15 protein-coding genes and 1 pseudogene are annotated in these 14,839 nt (G+C 45.4%); 8 read left to right on the top strand and 8 right to left on the bottom strand.

What is annotated here, in order from left to right; genetic code table 11:
- The 7 genes from ACRQQK_RS02615 to purF all read left to right on the top strand — a co-directional run.
- A partial coding sequence (locus tag ACRQQK_RS02615) for a FimV/HubP family polar landmark protein (RefSeq protein ID WP_457509945.1) occupies window positions 1–1,587 on the top strand: 1,587 nt, incomplete at its 5' end.
- 173 nt (window positions 1,588–1,760) lie between these two features.
- On the top strand, window positions 1,761–2,555 hold the full coding sequence (gene truA, locus ACRQQK_RS02620) for a tRNA pseudouridine(38-40) synthase TruA (RefSeq protein WP_457509946.1): 795 nt from the start codon (window positions 1,761–1,763) through the stop codon (window positions 2,553–2,555).
- A gap of 209 nt (window positions 2,556–2,764) precedes the next feature.
- A complete protein-coding gene (gene accD, locus ACRQQK_RS02625; protein WP_457509947.1) occupies window positions 2,765–3,691 on the top strand; it encodes an acetyl-CoA carboxylase, carboxyltransferase subunit beta in 927 nt (308 codons plus the stop codon).
- 44 nt (window positions 3,692–3,735) lie between these two features.
- On the top strand, window positions 3,736–5,001 hold the full coding sequence (folC, locus tag ACRQQK_RS02630) for a bifunctional tetrahydrofolate synthase/dihydrofolate synthase (RefSeq protein WP_457509948.1): 1,266 nt from the start codon (window positions 3,736–3,738) through the stop codon (window positions 4,999–5,001).
- The gene (locus tag ACRQQK_RS02635) at window positions 5,002–5,553 is read left to right on the top strand and encodes an SPOR domain-containing protein (RefSeq protein WP_457509949.1); all 552 of its coding nucleotides are present in this window, start codon (window positions 5,002–5,004) and stop codon (window positions 5,551–5,553) included.
- Between the two features lie 62 nt (window positions 5,554–5,615).
- Complete coding sequence (locus tag ACRQQK_RS02640) at window positions 5,616–6,107, top strand: CvpA family protein (protein WP_042486318.1); 492 nt, start codon at window positions 5,616–5,618, stop codon at window positions 6,105–6,107.
- A gap of 35 nt (window positions 6,108–6,142) precedes the next feature.
- Window positions 6,143–7,654: an amidophosphoribosyltransferase gene (gene purF, locus ACRQQK_RS02645; RefSeq protein ID WP_457509950.1), complete on the top strand. Its 1,512-nt coding sequence runs from the start codon at window positions 6,143–6,145 to the stop codon at window positions 7,652–7,654.
- 119 nt (window positions 7,655–7,773) lie between these two features.
- Here purF and ACRQQK_RS02650 read toward each other — a convergent pair whose 3' ends face one another.
- Together ACRQQK_RS02650 and rnt are read right to left on the bottom strand one after the other, a co-directional pair.
- Window positions 7,774–9,099: a Na+/H+ antiporter family protein gene (locus ACRQQK_RS02650; protein ID WP_457509951.1), complete on the bottom strand. Its 1,326-nt coding sequence runs from the start codon at window positions 9,097–9,099 to the stop codon at window positions 7,774–7,776.
- Window positions 9,100–9,128: 29 nt separating this feature from the next.
- Window positions 9,129–9,782: a ribonuclease T gene (gene rnt, locus ACRQQK_RS02655; protein WP_457509952.1), complete on the bottom strand. Its 654-nt coding sequence runs from the start codon at window positions 9,780–9,782 to the stop codon at window positions 9,129–9,131.
- A gap of 258 nt (window positions 9,783–10,040) precedes the next feature.
- Here rnt and motY point away from each other — a divergent pair, with 258 nt between their 5' ends.
- Window positions 10,041–10,925 (top strand): flagellar protein MotY, encoded by an 885-nt coding sequence (motY, locus tag ACRQQK_RS02660; protein ID WP_102965428.1) that lies wholly within the window; start codon window positions 10,041–10,043, stop codon window positions 10,923–10,925.
- A gap of 79 nt (window positions 10,926–11,004) precedes the next feature.
- Here the strand turns inward: motY and gloA are convergent, their stop codons facing one another.
- From gloA to ACRQQK_RS02690, 6 genes and pseudogenes are all read right to left on the bottom strand, one after another.
- A complete protein-coding gene (gene gloA, locus ACRQQK_RS02665; RefSeq protein ID WP_457509953.1) occupies window positions 11,005–11,421 on the bottom strand; it encodes a lactoylglutathione lyase in 417 nt (138 codons plus the stop codon).
- 34 nt (window positions 11,422–11,455) lie between these two features.
- On the bottom strand, window positions 11,456–12,091 hold the full coding sequence (nth, locus tag ACRQQK_RS02670; RefSeq protein ID WP_102953777.1) for an endonuclease III: 636 nt from the start codon (window positions 12,089–12,091) through the stop codon (window positions 11,456–11,458).
- Window positions 12,092–12,123: 32 nt separating this feature from the next.
- Entirely contained in the window at window positions 12,124–12,828 is a 705-nt protein-coding gene (locus ACRQQK_RS02675; RefSeq protein WP_102953779.1) for an electron transport complex subunit E, read from the bottom strand.
- On the bottom strand, window positions 12,828–13,457 hold the full coding sequence (rsxG, locus tag ACRQQK_RS02680; protein WP_457509954.1) for an electron transport complex subunit RsxG: 630 nt from the start codon (window positions 13,455–13,457) through the stop codon (window positions 12,828–12,830). The genes ACRQQK_RS02675 and rsxG overlap by 1 nt, the downstream gene beginning before the upstream one ends.
- A gap of 9 nt (window positions 13,458–13,466) precedes the next feature.
- Window positions 13,467–14,513 (bottom strand): electron transport complex subunit RsxD, encoded by a 1,047-nt coding sequence (gene rsxD / locus ACRQQK_RS02685; RefSeq protein WP_457509955.1) that lies wholly within the window; start codon window positions 14,511–14,513, stop codon window positions 13,467–13,469.
- Window positions 14,513–14,839 (bottom strand): annotated as a pseudogene (locus ACRQQK_RS02690) (electron transport complex subunit RsxC); the annotation flags it as partial. The pseudogene ACRQQK_RS02690 and the gene rsxD, both read right to left, overlap by 1 nt.

Consider the following 14,839-nt stretch of genomic DNA (forward strand, 5'->3'; position numbering starts at 1 on the left):
CCAGAGTACACAGAAGAAGATGCGCTGGTGGATGTTGAATCTGAAGCAGTAGAAACTGAAACTCCTGAAGCGCAAGATGAAGTGACACCTGCTGAGCTTTTGTCTGAAGAGTCTGAGTCCGAGTCTGAGCCGCCAGAGCAAGATATTGCGGCTGAGTTCGACGAATTGGAGCTTCCAGAGTACACAGAAGAAGATGCGCTGGTGGATGTTGAATCTGAAGCAGTAGAAACTGAAACTCCTGAAGCGCAAGATAAAGTGACACCTGCTGAGCTTTTGTCTGAAGAGTCTGAGTCCGAGTCTGAGCAGCCAGAGCAAGATATTGCGGCTGAGTTCGACGAGTTAGATCTTCCAGAGTACACAGAAGAAGATGCGCTGGCGGATGTTGAATCTGAAGCAGTAGAAACGGAAACTCCTGAAGCGCAAGATGAAGTGACACCTGCTGATCTTTTGGCTGAAGAATCTGAGTCCGAGTCTGAGCCGCCAGAGCAAGATATTGCGGCTGAGTTCGACGATTTAGATCTTCCAGAGTACTCAGAAGAAGATGCGCTGGCGGATGTTGAACCTGAAGCCGAAACGGAAGCTCTGGAAACGCAAGACGAAGTAGCACCAGCTGAGGTTTTGGCAGAAGAGTCTGAGTCTGAGCAGCCAGAGCAAGATATTGCTGCTCAATTCGACGAATTAGACCTTCCAGAGTATACAGAAGAAGATGCACTTGCGGACTCTGAATTCACCGAGGATCAAGAGTTACCTGAAGCTGAAAGCGAGATTGCGGATGTAGAAATTAATGATTCTGATCTGCCTGAATATACGGAAGAAGATGCTTTAGCGGATATGTTCTCCCAAACAGATGAGCTGTCTGATGAATCAGAAGACGATCATTTAGATGATTCTTCACTGTATGAAGAGGCTGAGGCTGAGACGGAGACAACAGAAGTTAATCTTAGCGATGTTTCTAAACAAGAGTTTGATGAACAAGCGCTTTCCGATTGGTTGTCTGACGAAGATAGAACGGAAACAAGCTTTGCCTTTGATAAGCCTATTGATGCTAAGTCCGTTGATAGTGCTGGTATGGACATTGATGCCATGCTGGAAATGGGCGGAGAGGATTGGAATGGCTTTAACTTAACGCCAGATCAACAAGCGACGATATCTGACGAAGTACCAGAAGCTGAGAAGGACGTGTGGCATCCTGAAATTCAGGTGAAAGAGCCAGAAGTCGCCCAAGAAAATTGGGGAAATCAGGAAGAGTTTGCCGAGTTTGAGCCTGCAAGCCACCAGTTTATGACTATCGACGATTTAATGGCTCAGGTTGAAAGCGATGATGGCAGTACTCTTAATCTCGATAATGAAGAGTTAAAGCTGGATGTGGGTCTTAATGAGTTCCCAGATGTGATTGGTGAAGTTAGTGATATCGACGTAGACAGCAATTCAGAAGCCGCTGGCAAGCTGGATTTAGCGAAAATCTACATTGAGATGAACGATGATAAAGGTGCCATTAAGCTACTCGAAGAAGCGATCGTGGATGGTAGTGATGAGATAAGGCAGCAAGCGAAACACCTTATTGATGTCATTAATGGTCGAGTGTAAACAGTAACAGTAAAAGAGGCAGCATTGGCTGCCTCTTTGTTTATTTAGCTATCTTAAATAGCAGGTATGATCATACCGTTGTAAGCATTTTGCGGGTTAGAAATCTTAAGCGATTGATATTATACTGCCCGCCCCAAGGTCCTTAGACCTATAGTTTTTAAGAGTGATACACCATGAGAATAGCGTTGGGTATTGAGTACGACGGTACTCATTACTTTGGTTGGCAGCGTCAAAGAGAAGTTGCAAGTGTGCAAGAAGAGCTAGAAAAAGCACTGTCTATCGTCGCCAACCATCCTGTTGAAGTTCAGTGTGCAGGTCGCACAGATGCTGGCGTACATGGCACTGGGCAAGTTGTCCATTTTGATACAACAGCGACACGCAAAATGGTTGCATGGACGATGGGAACCAATGCAAATCTACCAAAGAATATCGCTGTGCGTTGGGCTAAAGAAGTTCCAGATGAGTTCCACGCTCGCTTTACAGCAACTGCTCGTCGATACCGTTACGTGATTTATAACCATGAATATCGTCCGGGGATTCTGGCTTCCGGTGTGAGCCACTATCACGGCGAACTTGATGCGGAAAAAATGCATCAAGCTGGCCAATATCTGTTGGGTGAGAATGATTTCACGTCATTTCGAGCTGTTCATTGCCAGTCACGTAGTCCGTGGCGTAATATGATGCACTTGAATGTTACCCGTCATGAGCGTTACGTAGTTATTGATATTAAAGCGAATGCTTTTGTTCATCATATGGTTCGCAATATCACAGGTAGCCTCATAGCTGTTGGTCGTGGTGAGAAAGAACCTGAGTGGATTCAGTGGCTGCTAGATGCGAAAAATCGCACATTGGCGGGTGCAACCGCAAAAGCGGAAGGTCTATATTTGGTGTCTGTGGATTATCCACAAGAGTTTGATTTACCCAAACCACCATTAGGGCCGCTATTTTTACCTGATCATTTGAACTAATGTTGAACTAAAGTGTATTAATTGGCTCAAAGTTATCAGTTGATTAGCATTGAAAATGAGCATAATTAGGTGTGTGTGGCTGGTGCAAGAAATAGGTACAACCAGTTTTTTGTCTACAGTTGGCATTTTCTATGCTTTAATCCCCACGCATTATTGTCGAATTTAATTCTTTCGCATTGAGCGGGAGAGCACAGAGTAAAAGGTCTTCTATGAGTTGGCTTGAAAAGATTTTAGAAAAAAGCAACATAGTTACTTCACGTAAAGCATCGATTCCTGAAGGTGTTTGGACGAAGTGTACATCTTGTGAGCAGGTACTCTACCACGCAGAACTTGAGCGCAACCTCGAAGTTTGTCCTAAGTGTAATCACCACATGCGTATGAAAGCGCGTCGTCGTCTTGAAACATTCTTAGATGAAGACAATCGCCAAGAGATTGCACAAGAGCTTGAGCCTCAAGATAAACTGAAATTCAAAGATTCAAAGCGTTATAAAGAACGTCTTGCAGCGGCACAAAAGAGCAGCGGTGAAAAAGACGCTCTTATCGTGATGAATGGTGAACTGCACGGTATCCCACTCGTAGCATGTGCTTTTGAATTCTCATTCATGGGTGGTTCAATGGGCTCAGTTGTTGGCGCTCGTTTTGTTCGTGCAGTGGAATCAGCCATTGAAAGAAATTGTGGCCTAGTATGTTTCTCTGCAAGTGGTGGTGCTCGTATGCAAGAGGCTTTGATGTCTCTAATGCAAATGGCTAAAACCAGTGCGGCGTTAGAGCGCTTGTCAAACAAAGGTTTACCGTTCATTTCGGTAATGACTGACCCAACAATGGGTGGTGTTTCTGCAAGCCTTGCGATGCTAGGCGATGTAAACATCGGTGAGCCAAAAGCACTGATCGGTTTTGCTGGCCGTCGCGTTATCGAACAAACTGTACGTGAAGACCTTCCAGAAGGTTTCCAACGCAGCGAATTCCTGCTAGAGCACGGTGCGATTGATATGATCGTAGACCGCCGCGAAATGCGTCAACGCATTGCTGGCTTACTAGCGAAGATGACGAACCAAAAATCGCCACTCGTAGTTTCTGTGAACGATGCTCCACAAGAGGAAGCATATTCAGTACCAGAAGCGAAGAAAAAAGGGTAAAGTAGGCGCTAACTAAACCAAAGAAAACAATGGTTCTACGTTAGATGAAACAAAACCCAATTCCTCAAGCCACATCCCCACTGTCGATGTGGCTTGATTATTTAACACATATTCATAGTTCTGCAATTGATTTAGGCTTAGACCGCGTTCAGGCGGTGGCTAACAAAGCCTCTCTCACTAAACCCGCTCCTACCGTTATCACAGTTGCCGGAACCAACGGCAAGGGTTCTACCTGTGCGTTAATGGAAAGTATTCTTCTGGATGCTGGTTATTCGGTTGGTGTCTACAGTTCTCCTCACCTTATCAGTTACAACGAACGTGTACGTATTAACGGCGTTGATGCTAGTGATGAACTACACACAGAAGCTTTTGCTTATATTGAACAACAGCGTGGCGAGATCAGCCTAAGTTTTTTTGAATTTGGTACGTTAGCGGCTCTTCGCATTTTCCAAACTGAAAAAGTCGATGTTGTGCTGTTAGAGGTCGGCCTTGGTGGTCGTCTAGATGCGACTAACGTGGTTGATCATGATGTATCGGTTATTACCAGCTTAGCTATCGACCATGTTGACTGGTTGGGTGACGACATCAATGTGATCGGTTTTGAGAAAGCGGGTATTTTCCGCCCAGGCAAGCCTGCTATTTGTGGTCAACCTAAGCCTCCGTCAACGGTTGCCGCTCACGCCGATGACATTGGCGCGGATTTCTATCAGGTTGGTATCCAGTTTGATTATGAAAAAGTGTCAGACACGGTTTGGCAGTGGAGAAGTGGGCCTTTTGATCTCACCGATCTACCTGTGCCGACACTTCCTCTCGCCAATGCCGCAACAGCATTGATGGCTTTGGGATGTTCAGGGTTAGACGTTAGCGATGTCAATATTGTCGAAGGTCTGCGCAAAGCGAAATTGGCGGGACGCATGCAACGCATTAGTGATAATCCAATAGTACTACTTGATGTGGCTCACAACCCTCATTCCGCAGAATATCTCGCTAGCCAGATTCGTACTCAGTTCCCTGAGCAAACTGTGCATATGGTACTTGGCATGCTGCATGACAAAGATATTAAATCCACCATTAATGTGCTTAAACCGCTAGTGAAGTATTGGTATCCAGCTTCTTTGTCTGGCCCGAGAGCGGCTTCAGCGAATGAACTGTGCCAGCACCTTGAACAAGGTCAGGTTGAGCATGCAAACCCTGTTAGTGCATTTGAAAGTGCGATGACAAGGATTACGGATGGTGATGTCATAATCGTTGCTGGGTCTTTCCACACAGTCGGTGAAGTGCTTGAGCACTGGAAAAATAAAGGAGCGTAAATGGCGAGTAAATTTCAAAGCCGTTTAGTAGGTACTATTATTTTGGTAGCAATAGGTGTCATCGTTTTGCCTGATGTCCTTGATGGTAAAAAAATGCACTATCAAGAAGAGATCACAAGTATTCCGATCAAACCAGAGCTTAATAGTGATGTAGAAAAGTTCGAAGTGCTTGAGCCTATTGAAGACCAAGTTGCACTACCTGAAACTCCGGTTTCTGTCACTCAACAAACAACTCAGACATCAGGCACCTCGGCTGATGCTGATAAACCGATGAAAACCGTTGTCAAAGAAATCGCTGAGAAAAATGACTACCAAGATAGCGCGTGGATCATTCAGTTGATGGCATTGAAGAACGCAGAAAACGCGAAAAATGTCGTGAGCGATTTGCAAAAACGTGGGTATCAGGCTCACACAAAACAAGAAAACGGTTTTACAAGAGTGATCATCGGACCTGACGTCTCGAAAAGTAAGCTTGAGAGACAACTACTGGAATTAGAGAAAGTTACCGGTTCAAAAGGTCAATTGCTCAAATTTAAACCACTAAACCCATAAGAAAACGTTTGCGTCGCGTTTTTTTCTGTTAAAATGCGCGCCAACTTAAGATGTAAGAACTCATGAATTGGTTAGATATTGTCATTTTAAGTGTGATCGGCTTGTCAGCTTTGATCAGTTTGGTACGTGGCTTTGCGAAAGAAGCCTTGTCATTAATTATCTGGTGTGGTGCATTTTTTATTGCTTCACAGTACTACGCAAAACTGGCGGTGTACTTTACCAACATTAAAGACGATTTGATTCGCAACGGCGCCGCCATTGCTGCACTCTTTGTAGCAACATTAGTGGTGGGGGCTATTGTGAATTATGTGATTTCGCAATTGGTTCAAAAAACAGGTTTATCAGGTACGGATAGAGTCTTAGGCGTTGTATTTGGCGCATTACGTGGGGTTCTAATCGTAGCGGCAGCTCTGTTTTTTGTGGATACATTTACGGCATTACCAAGCTCAGAGTGGTGGAAGAGTTCGCAATTAGTACCGGAATTTAGCCGTGTGATTGCGCCTCTCTTCGAACACATACAAGCAACATCAAGTTTTCTATCTGACGCGATATAACGCGTCAGTTACTGACGCAAATCGAGGAATAAGACATGTGTGGTATTGTTGGAATCGTGGGCACATCGCCTGTAAACCAGTCTATTTATGACGCTTTAACGGTATTGCAGCATCGTGGCCAAGATGCCGCTGGTATTTGTACCATAGATAGCAATCGTTTTCGTCTGCGCAAGGCGAACGGTTTAGTAAAAGATGTCTTTGAAGCCAAACACATGCAGCGTCTTCAAGGTACTGTGGGTATTGGGCACGTTCGCTACCCAACTGCCGGCAGCTCAAGTGCATCTGAAGCTCAGCCTTTTTACGTAAACTCTCCTTTTGGTATCACGCTTGCTCATAACGGCAACCTAACCAATGCGAATATTGTACGTGAAAAGTTGTTCGAAAAAGATCGTCGTCATATCAATACCACTTCAGATTCTGAAGTATTGCTAAACGTATTGGCGCATGAGATTGATACTGTAAGAGGTAATGTTACTTCTGAAGATGTCTTCCGTGCAGTGGCAAACGTACACCGCACTATTCGTGGCGCATACGCAGTAACCGCTATGATCATCGGTCACGGTATGATTGCGTTCCGCGACCCACATGGTATTCGTCCGCTTTGCCTCGGTAAGCGTGAAGTGAATGGTCGTACTGAGTACATGGTTGCGTCTGAATCGGTAGCACTCGATGCTGTAGGTTTCGACTTTGTACGTGATGTCGCGCCGGGTGAAGCTATCTACGCAACATTTGAAGGCGAGTTGTTCACTAAGCAGTGTGCTGATACTCCAAGTCTTACTCCATGTATTTTCGAGTTCGTTTACTTTGCTCGTCCAGATTCATTCATCGATAAAATCTCTGTTTACAGCGCACGCGTTGAAATGGGTAAACGTCTTGGTGAGCGTATTAAGAATGAGTTTTCTGATTTGGATATTGATGTTGTTATTCCAATTCCAGAAACATCAAATGATATCGCGCTGCAAATTGCTCAAGCGATTGATAAACCATACCGACAAGGTTTCGTGAAAAACCGTTATGTTGGCCGTACGTTTATCATGCCGGGTCAACAGCAACGTAAGAAATCAGTTCGTCGTAAACTGAACGCTATCCGTTCTGAGTTTAAAGATAAGAATGTACTACTTGTTGATGACTCAATCGTGCGTGGAACAACTTCTGAACAGATTATCGAAATGGCTCGTGATTCTGGTGCAGCGAAAGTTTACATGGTATCAGCGGCGCCTGAGATTCGTTTCCCGAACGTATATGGTATCGATATGCCAACAGCAAACGAGTTGATTGCTCACGGCCGTGATAATGCAGATATCTGTAAACAAATCGGTGCAGATGCGCTTATCTTCCAAACTCTTGAAGATTTAGAAGATGCAGTGCGTGCAGGTAACCCTGATATTGCTAAATTTGAAGCTTCAGTATTTAACGGTGAGTACGTGACAGGTGACATCGACCAGCAATACCTCGACTACCTAGAATCGATGCGTGGTGATGATGTTAAGGCACAACGTGAAATTCAGGATCTAGCAAGTCTGGAACTGTACAACGAAGGTGCTTAATCACACACTTTGATGTTGATAGTCAATGAATAGCAAAAAGGCTTCCCGAGGGAAGCCTTTTTAATGTCTTACGTTTTATCACCCCACAATTTTAATATGCGGGGTTGAAAGAACATGGGTTAAAGCACCATTGCCGCAATCCAACCAAATGCAACTAATGGTAAGTTGTAGTGGAGGAAGGTCGGTACAACGGTTTCCCAAATGTGCTCATGCTGTCCATCGGCGTTCAGACCAGAAGTTGGACCTAAGGTTGAGTCAGAGGCTGGTGAGCCAGCATCACCTAGTGCAGCAGCAGTACCGACTAGCGCTACGGTTGCCATCGGAGAAAAACCAAAAGCGATACACAAAGGGACATAGATGGTCGCGATAATCGGAATGGTTGAGAACGAAGAACCGATCCCCATAGTCACCAGCAAACCTACTACAAGCATAAGCAATGCGGCTAAAGGCTTGTTGTCACCAATACTGGTTGATAACGCGCTAACAAGAGATTCAACACCGCCAGTATCTTTCATGACAGCGGCAAAGCCTGCAGCAGAAATCATGATAAAGCCGATCATTGCCATCATGTGAACACCTTTGGTGAACACATCGTGCGTCTCTTTCCATGCGATAACACCGCCGAAAGTAAACACCATAAAGCCAGCTAATGCACCGATGATCATTGAACCTGTCGCAAGCTGAACGGCTAACGCAACCACGATACCAATAGCAGCAATTCCAACGTGTTTCTTGTCGATTTCGTTCGCTTGATGATGAACAACAGTCAGCTCAGTTTCTTGATACTCACGCGGTTTGCGGTAGCTGAAGAATACCGCGATAAGCAGACCTGTAATCATGCCAATAGCTGGCAGTAACATCGCCATAGGTACCTGACCCGCAGTGATGTTTTCCAGACCATTCTCACGCAGGTTTTTAAGCAGAATGTTGTTAAGGAAAATACCGCCAAAACCCACAGGTAGCACCATGTAAGGAGTGATCAGACCAAAGGTAAGAACACAGGCTACTAAGCGACGGTCTAGTTTGAGCTTGGCAAATACACCTAATAGAGGCGGAATCAAAATTGGGATAAATGCGATGTGTACCGGAATGACGTTTTGTGAGGATACCGCCATCAACAATAATGCAACTAGGACAGCGTATTTCAATCCGGTTGTTGCCGCACCATGCTCTTTGCCATGAAGACGTTTGATCATGCTCTGTGCTAACAGATCAGTGATACCCGATTTAGAAATAGCAACAGCAAACGTACCAAGCATTGCGTAGCTAAGCGCGATAGTCGCACCGCCACCAAGGCCGCTTTCAAAAGCCGCTACAGTATCATTTAAGCTCATACCTGCCACTAAACCGCCAACAATGGCGCTGAAGGTTAGGGCAACCACAACGTTTACGCGCATCAGTGCAAGAAGCAGCATGACGCAAACGGAAATGACTACAGGATTCATATAATTCTCAATTCAAGTCGTGTTTGGTTTTAGTTGTTTTCTTGGTCATCACCAGCAGGCCAGCCACCAAGAGCTTTCCATTTGTTGACGATTCCGCAGAACAGATCTGCAGTTTTTTGTGTATCGTAAAGCGCTGAGTGTGCTTCACGATTATCAAATTCCATTCCGGCAGCTTTGCACGCTTTGGCGAGTACCGTCTGTCCGTAAGCAAGACCACTTAACGTAGCGGTATCAAAAGTGGCAAAGGGATGGAAAGGAACGCGTTTAAGTTTACTGCGCTCGCTTGCTGCCATAACAAAGCTATGATCGAAGTTGGCGTTGTGCGCAACGATGATCGCTCGGCTGCAATCAGAGTCTTTCTGCTCTTTACGAACCAGCTTGTAGATCTCTTTTAGCGCATGATCTTCAGACACCGCGCCACGAAGCGGGCTAAATGGGTCATAAATGCCAGTGAACTCGAGTGCCGCTTTTTCTAGGTTGGCACCTTCAAAAGGCTCAACATGAAAGTGAATGGTAGAAGCAGGTTGCAAATCACCGTTTTCGTCCATACGCAAAGTCACTGCGCAAATCTCTAATAAAGCATCGGTTTGGGCGTTGAATCCAGCAGTTTCAACGTCAATAACGACAGGAAAATAACCACGGAAACGCTCTTTTAATGTCTTTGCTTCTTTTAAATCAGTCATGCTGGCTCTAGTTATTGTGACAAGGGCGGCATTATTGCATGTTATGACTATAAGAAAAACCTGAGCACTCTATTTAGGAGGAATTAATTGGTCCACTATTCGATGGTATCAAATTAGGCTGAATTATCGGTTCTCAATCGATTTGAGATTAAAGAGTTAGGGGTAAGCTGGCGAGATTTTTGCATTACTCTGTTCAGATTTACGTTGGTGGCAATGTGTCGCCACGATGACATGCAGTATTAAGAGATAAAAGTCCTTATGAATAAATGGCTTGTGACAAGTTTAGCCGCTGCCACTCTATTGACGCCTGTTGCCGCTTCGGCATTAGAAAAGCGTTATGTGGCAACGCCACAGCAGTCCACTTGGCAGATGGTGGCGAACACACCACTCGAGTGTCGGCTTGTTCATCCTATTCCCAATTATGGTGATGCGGAATTTTCTGCGCGTGCCAGTAAGAAAATGAATTTGGACTTTGAACTGAAAATGCGCCGCCCGATGGGGGACACTCGTAACGTAAGCCTAGTTTCAATGCCACCAGCATGGAGACCGGGTGAGAGCGCAGACCGCATCACGAATATTCAGTTCTTTAAACAGTTTGATGGTTATATTGGCGGCCAATCGGCATGGACACTATTGAGTGAACTGGAAAAAGGCCGTTATCCGACATTTAGCTATCAGGATTGGCAAAGCCGTGACCAACGCATTGAAGTAGCGCTCTCTTCAGTATTGTTCCAAGCTCAATACAACGTATTCAGTGATTGTATTGCCAATTTACTGCCATACAGTTTCGAAGATATCTCGTTCACTATTCTTCATTACGACCGTGGTAATAGTGTCGATCTGAACAAAGCGTCTCAAAAGCGTTTAGAACAGATTGCCGAGTACATTCGTTATAACAAAGATATCGACCTAGTGTTGGTAGCGGCTTATACAGATTCAGCAGACAGCAAAAACGAGAGTCAAAGCCTGTCGGAGAAACGCTCGGAAAGACTGCGCAATTACTTTAAGTCACTAGGTTTACCTGAAGACAGAATTCAGGTGCAGGGCTTTGGTAAACGCCGTCCAATTGCCGACAACGAATCGCCAATAGGCAAAGATAAGAACCGCCGTGTGGTGATTTCACTCGGTCGAACTCAGATTTAGAGCTGAACTTGTTGCGCACAAGAGACACACAAAAACACCGCCTCTGGCGGTGTTTTTTTATCGTCAGTACAAAGAAGGATTAACCTTCTAGGCCTGCACTTGCTTGACGGTTTTGGATAAGCTCAATCATGTAACCATCAGGGTCTTTAACAAAAGCGATGTGTGTGGTACCGCCTTTTACTGGACCTGGCTCACGAGTAACATTGCCGCCAACCGCTTTAATTGCATCACAAGTTGCGTAAATGTCGTCTACGCCGATAGCGATGTGACCGAAACCTTTACCTAGGTCGTATTCTTCTACACCCCAGTTATAAGTGAGCTCAATAACGGCGCCTTGTGACTCATCACCATAACCAACGAACGCTAGAGTATATTTGTACTCAGCATTTTCGTTTTTACGTAGTAACTTCATACCCATTACGTTGGTGTAGAACTCGATAGACTTATCTAAATCACCTACGCGTAGCATGGTATGTAGAACACGGTTGTTTGACATTTTGGACTCCTAGCTTTCCGGGTAAATTTTATATTTACAGTTCTGTTTTCGAAGCGAACTCACACAGGTCTTCAATTATGCAGCTCCCACAACGAGGCTTGCGTGCGATACAGGTGTATCGACCATGCAAAATCAACCAGTGGTGAACGTCTAATTTGAATTCTGCGGGAACGACTTTCAGTAGTTTCTGTTCGACATCGTCGACAGTTTTTCCCATTGCAAATTTGGTGCGATTGGACACTCTATAAATGTGCGTGTCCACAGCGATAGTTGGCCAGCCAAATGCCGTATTTAAAACGACGTTTGCTGTTTTTCGGCCTACACCGGGTAACGCTTCCAGTGCTTCTCTGTTTTCGGGAACTTCACCGTTGTGCTTATCAAGCAAAATACGGCAAGTTTTAATCACGTTCTCGGCTTTTGAGTTAAACAGACCTATGGTCTTGATGTACTCTTTAACGCCATCAACGCCCAAATCAAAGATGGCTTGGGGTGTATTGGCGACGGCATACAACTTGTCCGTCGCTTTATTCACACTCACATCTGTTGCTTGAGCGGACAACAGAACGGCGATGAGCAGTTCGAATGGTGAATTCCAGTTGAGCTCTGTTTCCGGCTTTGGATTGTTTTCTCTCAGTCGCTCGAGAATTTGTCTTCTTTTATCTTTATTCATTACTCTGCGCTGTTTCCAGTCTCTCTAGTTTTTCATGAGGACGATACGTTGGTGACTCGTGCTCGTTCGATAGTTGGTTTTTCTTGCTTTGGCTGACGCGCTGCAAGCTGCTTATCAATCACATTTTTGAGAGCAATCAGCAGGCCGACGCCGAAAAACGCGCCCGGAGGTAATAGGGCAAGCAAGAAGCTGCTATCAAAATGGAAAATTTCAATTCTCAATACTTTTGCCCAATCGCCCAGTAGCAGATCAGCGCCATCGAACAGGGTGCCGTTACCGATAATTTCTCGCATAGCACCCAAAACAACCAGTACTGAAGTCATGCCTAGCCCCATCCACAAACCATCTTGGGCTGAAGGCAGGACATCATTTTTTGACGCAAAAGCTTCTGCGCGACCGATGATAATACAGTTAGTCACGATGAGAGGGATGAAGATTCCGAGTGACAGATACAACCCGTAGGCGTAAGCATTCATCAACAGTTGCACGCAGGTTACCAACGACGCAATGATCATCACGAATACTGGAATACGCACTTCTTTAGGTACGTAATCGCGAACCAATGATACGGTCACGTTGGAACCGACTAAAACCAGTAAGGTTGCGATGCCTAAACCAAGTGCGTTGGTTACGGTAGAAGAAACAGCAAGTAGCGGACACAAACCAAGCAACTGTACTAAGGCGGGGTTGTTTTCCCACATGCCGTTTTTCATCAATGCTTTATGTTCATTGTTCATTACTGATCTCCGCAGTTATAGGTTTGTTTCGCCAGTGCTTCACGATTTTGATTCACGTAAGTCACGGCGTTCTTCACTGCTTTCACCACAGCTCGTGGGGTAATTGTTGCACCGGTAAACTGATCAAATTGACCTCCGTCTTTACGGACTTTCCACTGTTCCTCGTTGTCTGCTGTTACAGATTTACCTGTAAAGTTCAGTATCCAGTCAGTGATTCTCAGGTCAATTTTGTCACCCAGCCCCGGAGTTTCGTTATGTGCCAGAACTCGGGTACCAGTAATCGTGCCATCATTTTTAATGCCGACAATGACCTTAATCGCACCGTTATAGCCATCGGGAGCGATAGCTTCTATCGCGATAGCACTAGGCTGACCGTTTAGTCTCGCCACATAGGCAGGCATAGAACTATTCGTGCCAAGAGCTGGGTCATTGAGCAAAATGCACGATTGTGACAGCTCGTTATCGTGCAGTTTTTTAGGAATCACTTGGTTTAAAATCGACAACAACTGAATCTTCTCTTGCTTCTTGATCTGCGATTCAGTTAATTGATGAGTCAGCGCTACGACACCTGTCGATAAGCAGGCAAAAGTAGCAAGGATGAGACCGTTTTTTCTAATTGCGGTTAGCATAATTGCTCCTTAGTGCCCGTAAGTACGAGGTTTAGTGTAGTAGTCGATTAACGGTACGCACATGTTAGCAAGCAAAACGGCAAATGCCACACCGTCTGGGAAACCACCCCAACTGCGAATGATAAACACCATAGCACCGATGAAAGCGCCAAACACTAAACGTCCTTTCACTGTGGTAGAGGCCGTAACTGGATCTGTGGCAATAAAAAACGCGCCCAACATGGTTGCACCAGACAACAGATGAACTAATGGTGATGCGGTTGTACCCGGTGCGAACAGGGTCGCTAATGTGCTCATCACCAACAAGCTCGCGATAAAAGCAACAGGGATATGCCAGTTGATGACTCTTAGTCTCAGAAGAACAAGCCCGCCAGCCAAATAGGCAAGATTGACCCATTCCCATCCGATTCCAGCTAAAGAACCAAACTGAGGCTGAGCCATCACTTCTGATAAGGTGTGACCAGCTTTCAGCGATGTTTTCACTGAGTCCAGCGGTGTTGCCATTGTCAGACCATCAATACCGGTTCGAACTTGCTGCAGAGATAAACCGTCGGAGTCGAAGCCTGTAAAGATCAAAGAAAAGGAGTCACCAAAAGAGATGCTATCTGGTCCTAATTGGTGTGGAGCTATCCAGCTTGTCATCTGAACAGGGAAGGAAATAAGCAAAACCACGTAGGCAACCATTGCTGGGTTAAATGGGTTTTGACCAAGCCCACCGTAAAGATGTTTTGCAATCAAAATAGCGAAAATAAGACCGATAACCACAATCCACCAAGGTGACATTGGTGGAATGGCAACAGCCAATAACCAAGCGGTGACTATGGCACTGTGGTCTCTTAATGCAAGATGAGTAGGGCGTTTACGTAGCTTCATCACTGCCGCTTCAAATGACAGCGCGACAATAACTGCAAATCCCAACTGGATTAAGGTACCGAAACCGAAGAAATAGGTCTGGGCAAATAAGCCCGGTAGTGCGCACAACGCTACCCACTTCATTAAATCAGAAGTGCTGCGTTTAATATGAGTATGTGGGGAACTAGCTATAAAGAAAGCCACTAGTTATTCTCCTCGGTATTTTTGTTTTGTTGCTCTGCTTTACGAGCCTTAGCACGGGCGATCGCTGCTGCAACCGCTGCTTTCTTCGGATCGTCTGAAGTTTCCGTTTCAGCCTGAGCTTCTTCTTCAGTAGATGCCGATTCTTGCTGCGCTTTACGAGCTTTGGCACGGGCAATCGCTGCTGCAACTGCTGCTTTTTTCGGGTCTTCTGAAGTTTCTGTTTCAGCTTGAGCTTCTTCTTCAGTAGATGCCGATTCTTGCTGCGCTTTGCGAGCTTTGGCTCGGGCAATCGCTGCTGCAACTGCTGCTTTTTTCGGATCGTCAGA

The sequence above is a fragment of the Vibrio sp. C8 genome (assembly GCF_054051265.1).

What these genes read in the sequence shown, in the direction of transcription:
- truA (WP_457509946.1), top strand. Translation starts at nt 1,761, where the DNA reads ATGAGAATAGCGTTGGGTATTGAGTACGACGGTACTCATTACTTTGGT.
- accD (WP_457509947.1), top strand. Translation starts at nt 2,765, where the DNA reads ATGAGTTGGCTTGAAAAGATTTTAGAAAAAAGCAACATAGTTACTTCA.
- folC (WP_457509948.1), top strand. Translation starts at nt 3,736, where the DNA reads ATGAAACAAAACCCAATTCCTCAAGCCACATCCCCACTGTCGATGTGG.
- ACRQQK_RS02635 (WP_457509949.1), top strand. Translation starts at nt 5,002, where the DNA reads ATGGCGAGTAAATTTCAAAGCCGTTTAGTAGGTACTATTATTTTGGTA.
- ACRQQK_RS02640 (WP_042486318.1), top strand. Translation starts at nt 5,616, where the DNA reads ATGAATTGGTTAGATATTGTCATTTTAAGTGTGATCGGCTTGTCAGCT.
- purF (WP_457509950.1), top strand. Translation starts at nt 6,143, where the DNA reads ATGTGTGGTATTGTTGGAATCGTGGGCACATCGCCTGTAAACCAGTCT.
- ACRQQK_RS02650 (WP_457509951.1), bottom strand. Translation starts at nt 9,099, where the DNA reads ATGAATCCTGTAGTCATTTCCGTTTGCGTCATGCTGCTTCTTGCACTG.
- rnt (WP_457509952.1), bottom strand. Translation starts at nt 9,782, where the DNA reads ATGACTGATTTAAAAGAAGCAAAGACATTAAAAGAGCGTTTCCGTGGT.
- motY (WP_102965428.1), top strand. Translation starts at nt 10,041, where the DNA reads ATGAATAAATGGCTTGTGACAAGTTTAGCCGCTGCCACTCTATTGACG.
- gloA (WP_457509953.1), bottom strand. Translation starts at nt 11,421, where the DNA reads ATGTCAAACAACCGTGTTCTACATACCATGCTACGCGTAGGTGATTTA.
- nth (WP_102953777.1), bottom strand. Translation starts at nt 12,091, where the DNA reads ATGAATAAAGATAAAAGAAGACAAATTCTCGAGCGACTGAGAGAAAAC.
- ACRQQK_RS02675 (WP_102953779.1), bottom strand. Translation starts at nt 12,828, where the DNA reads ATGAACAATGAACATAAAGCATTGATGAAAAACGGCATGTGGGAAAAC.
- rsxG (WP_457509954.1), bottom strand. Translation starts at nt 13,457, where the DNA reads ATGCTAACCGCAATTAGAAAAAACGGTCTCATCCTTGCTACTTTTGCC.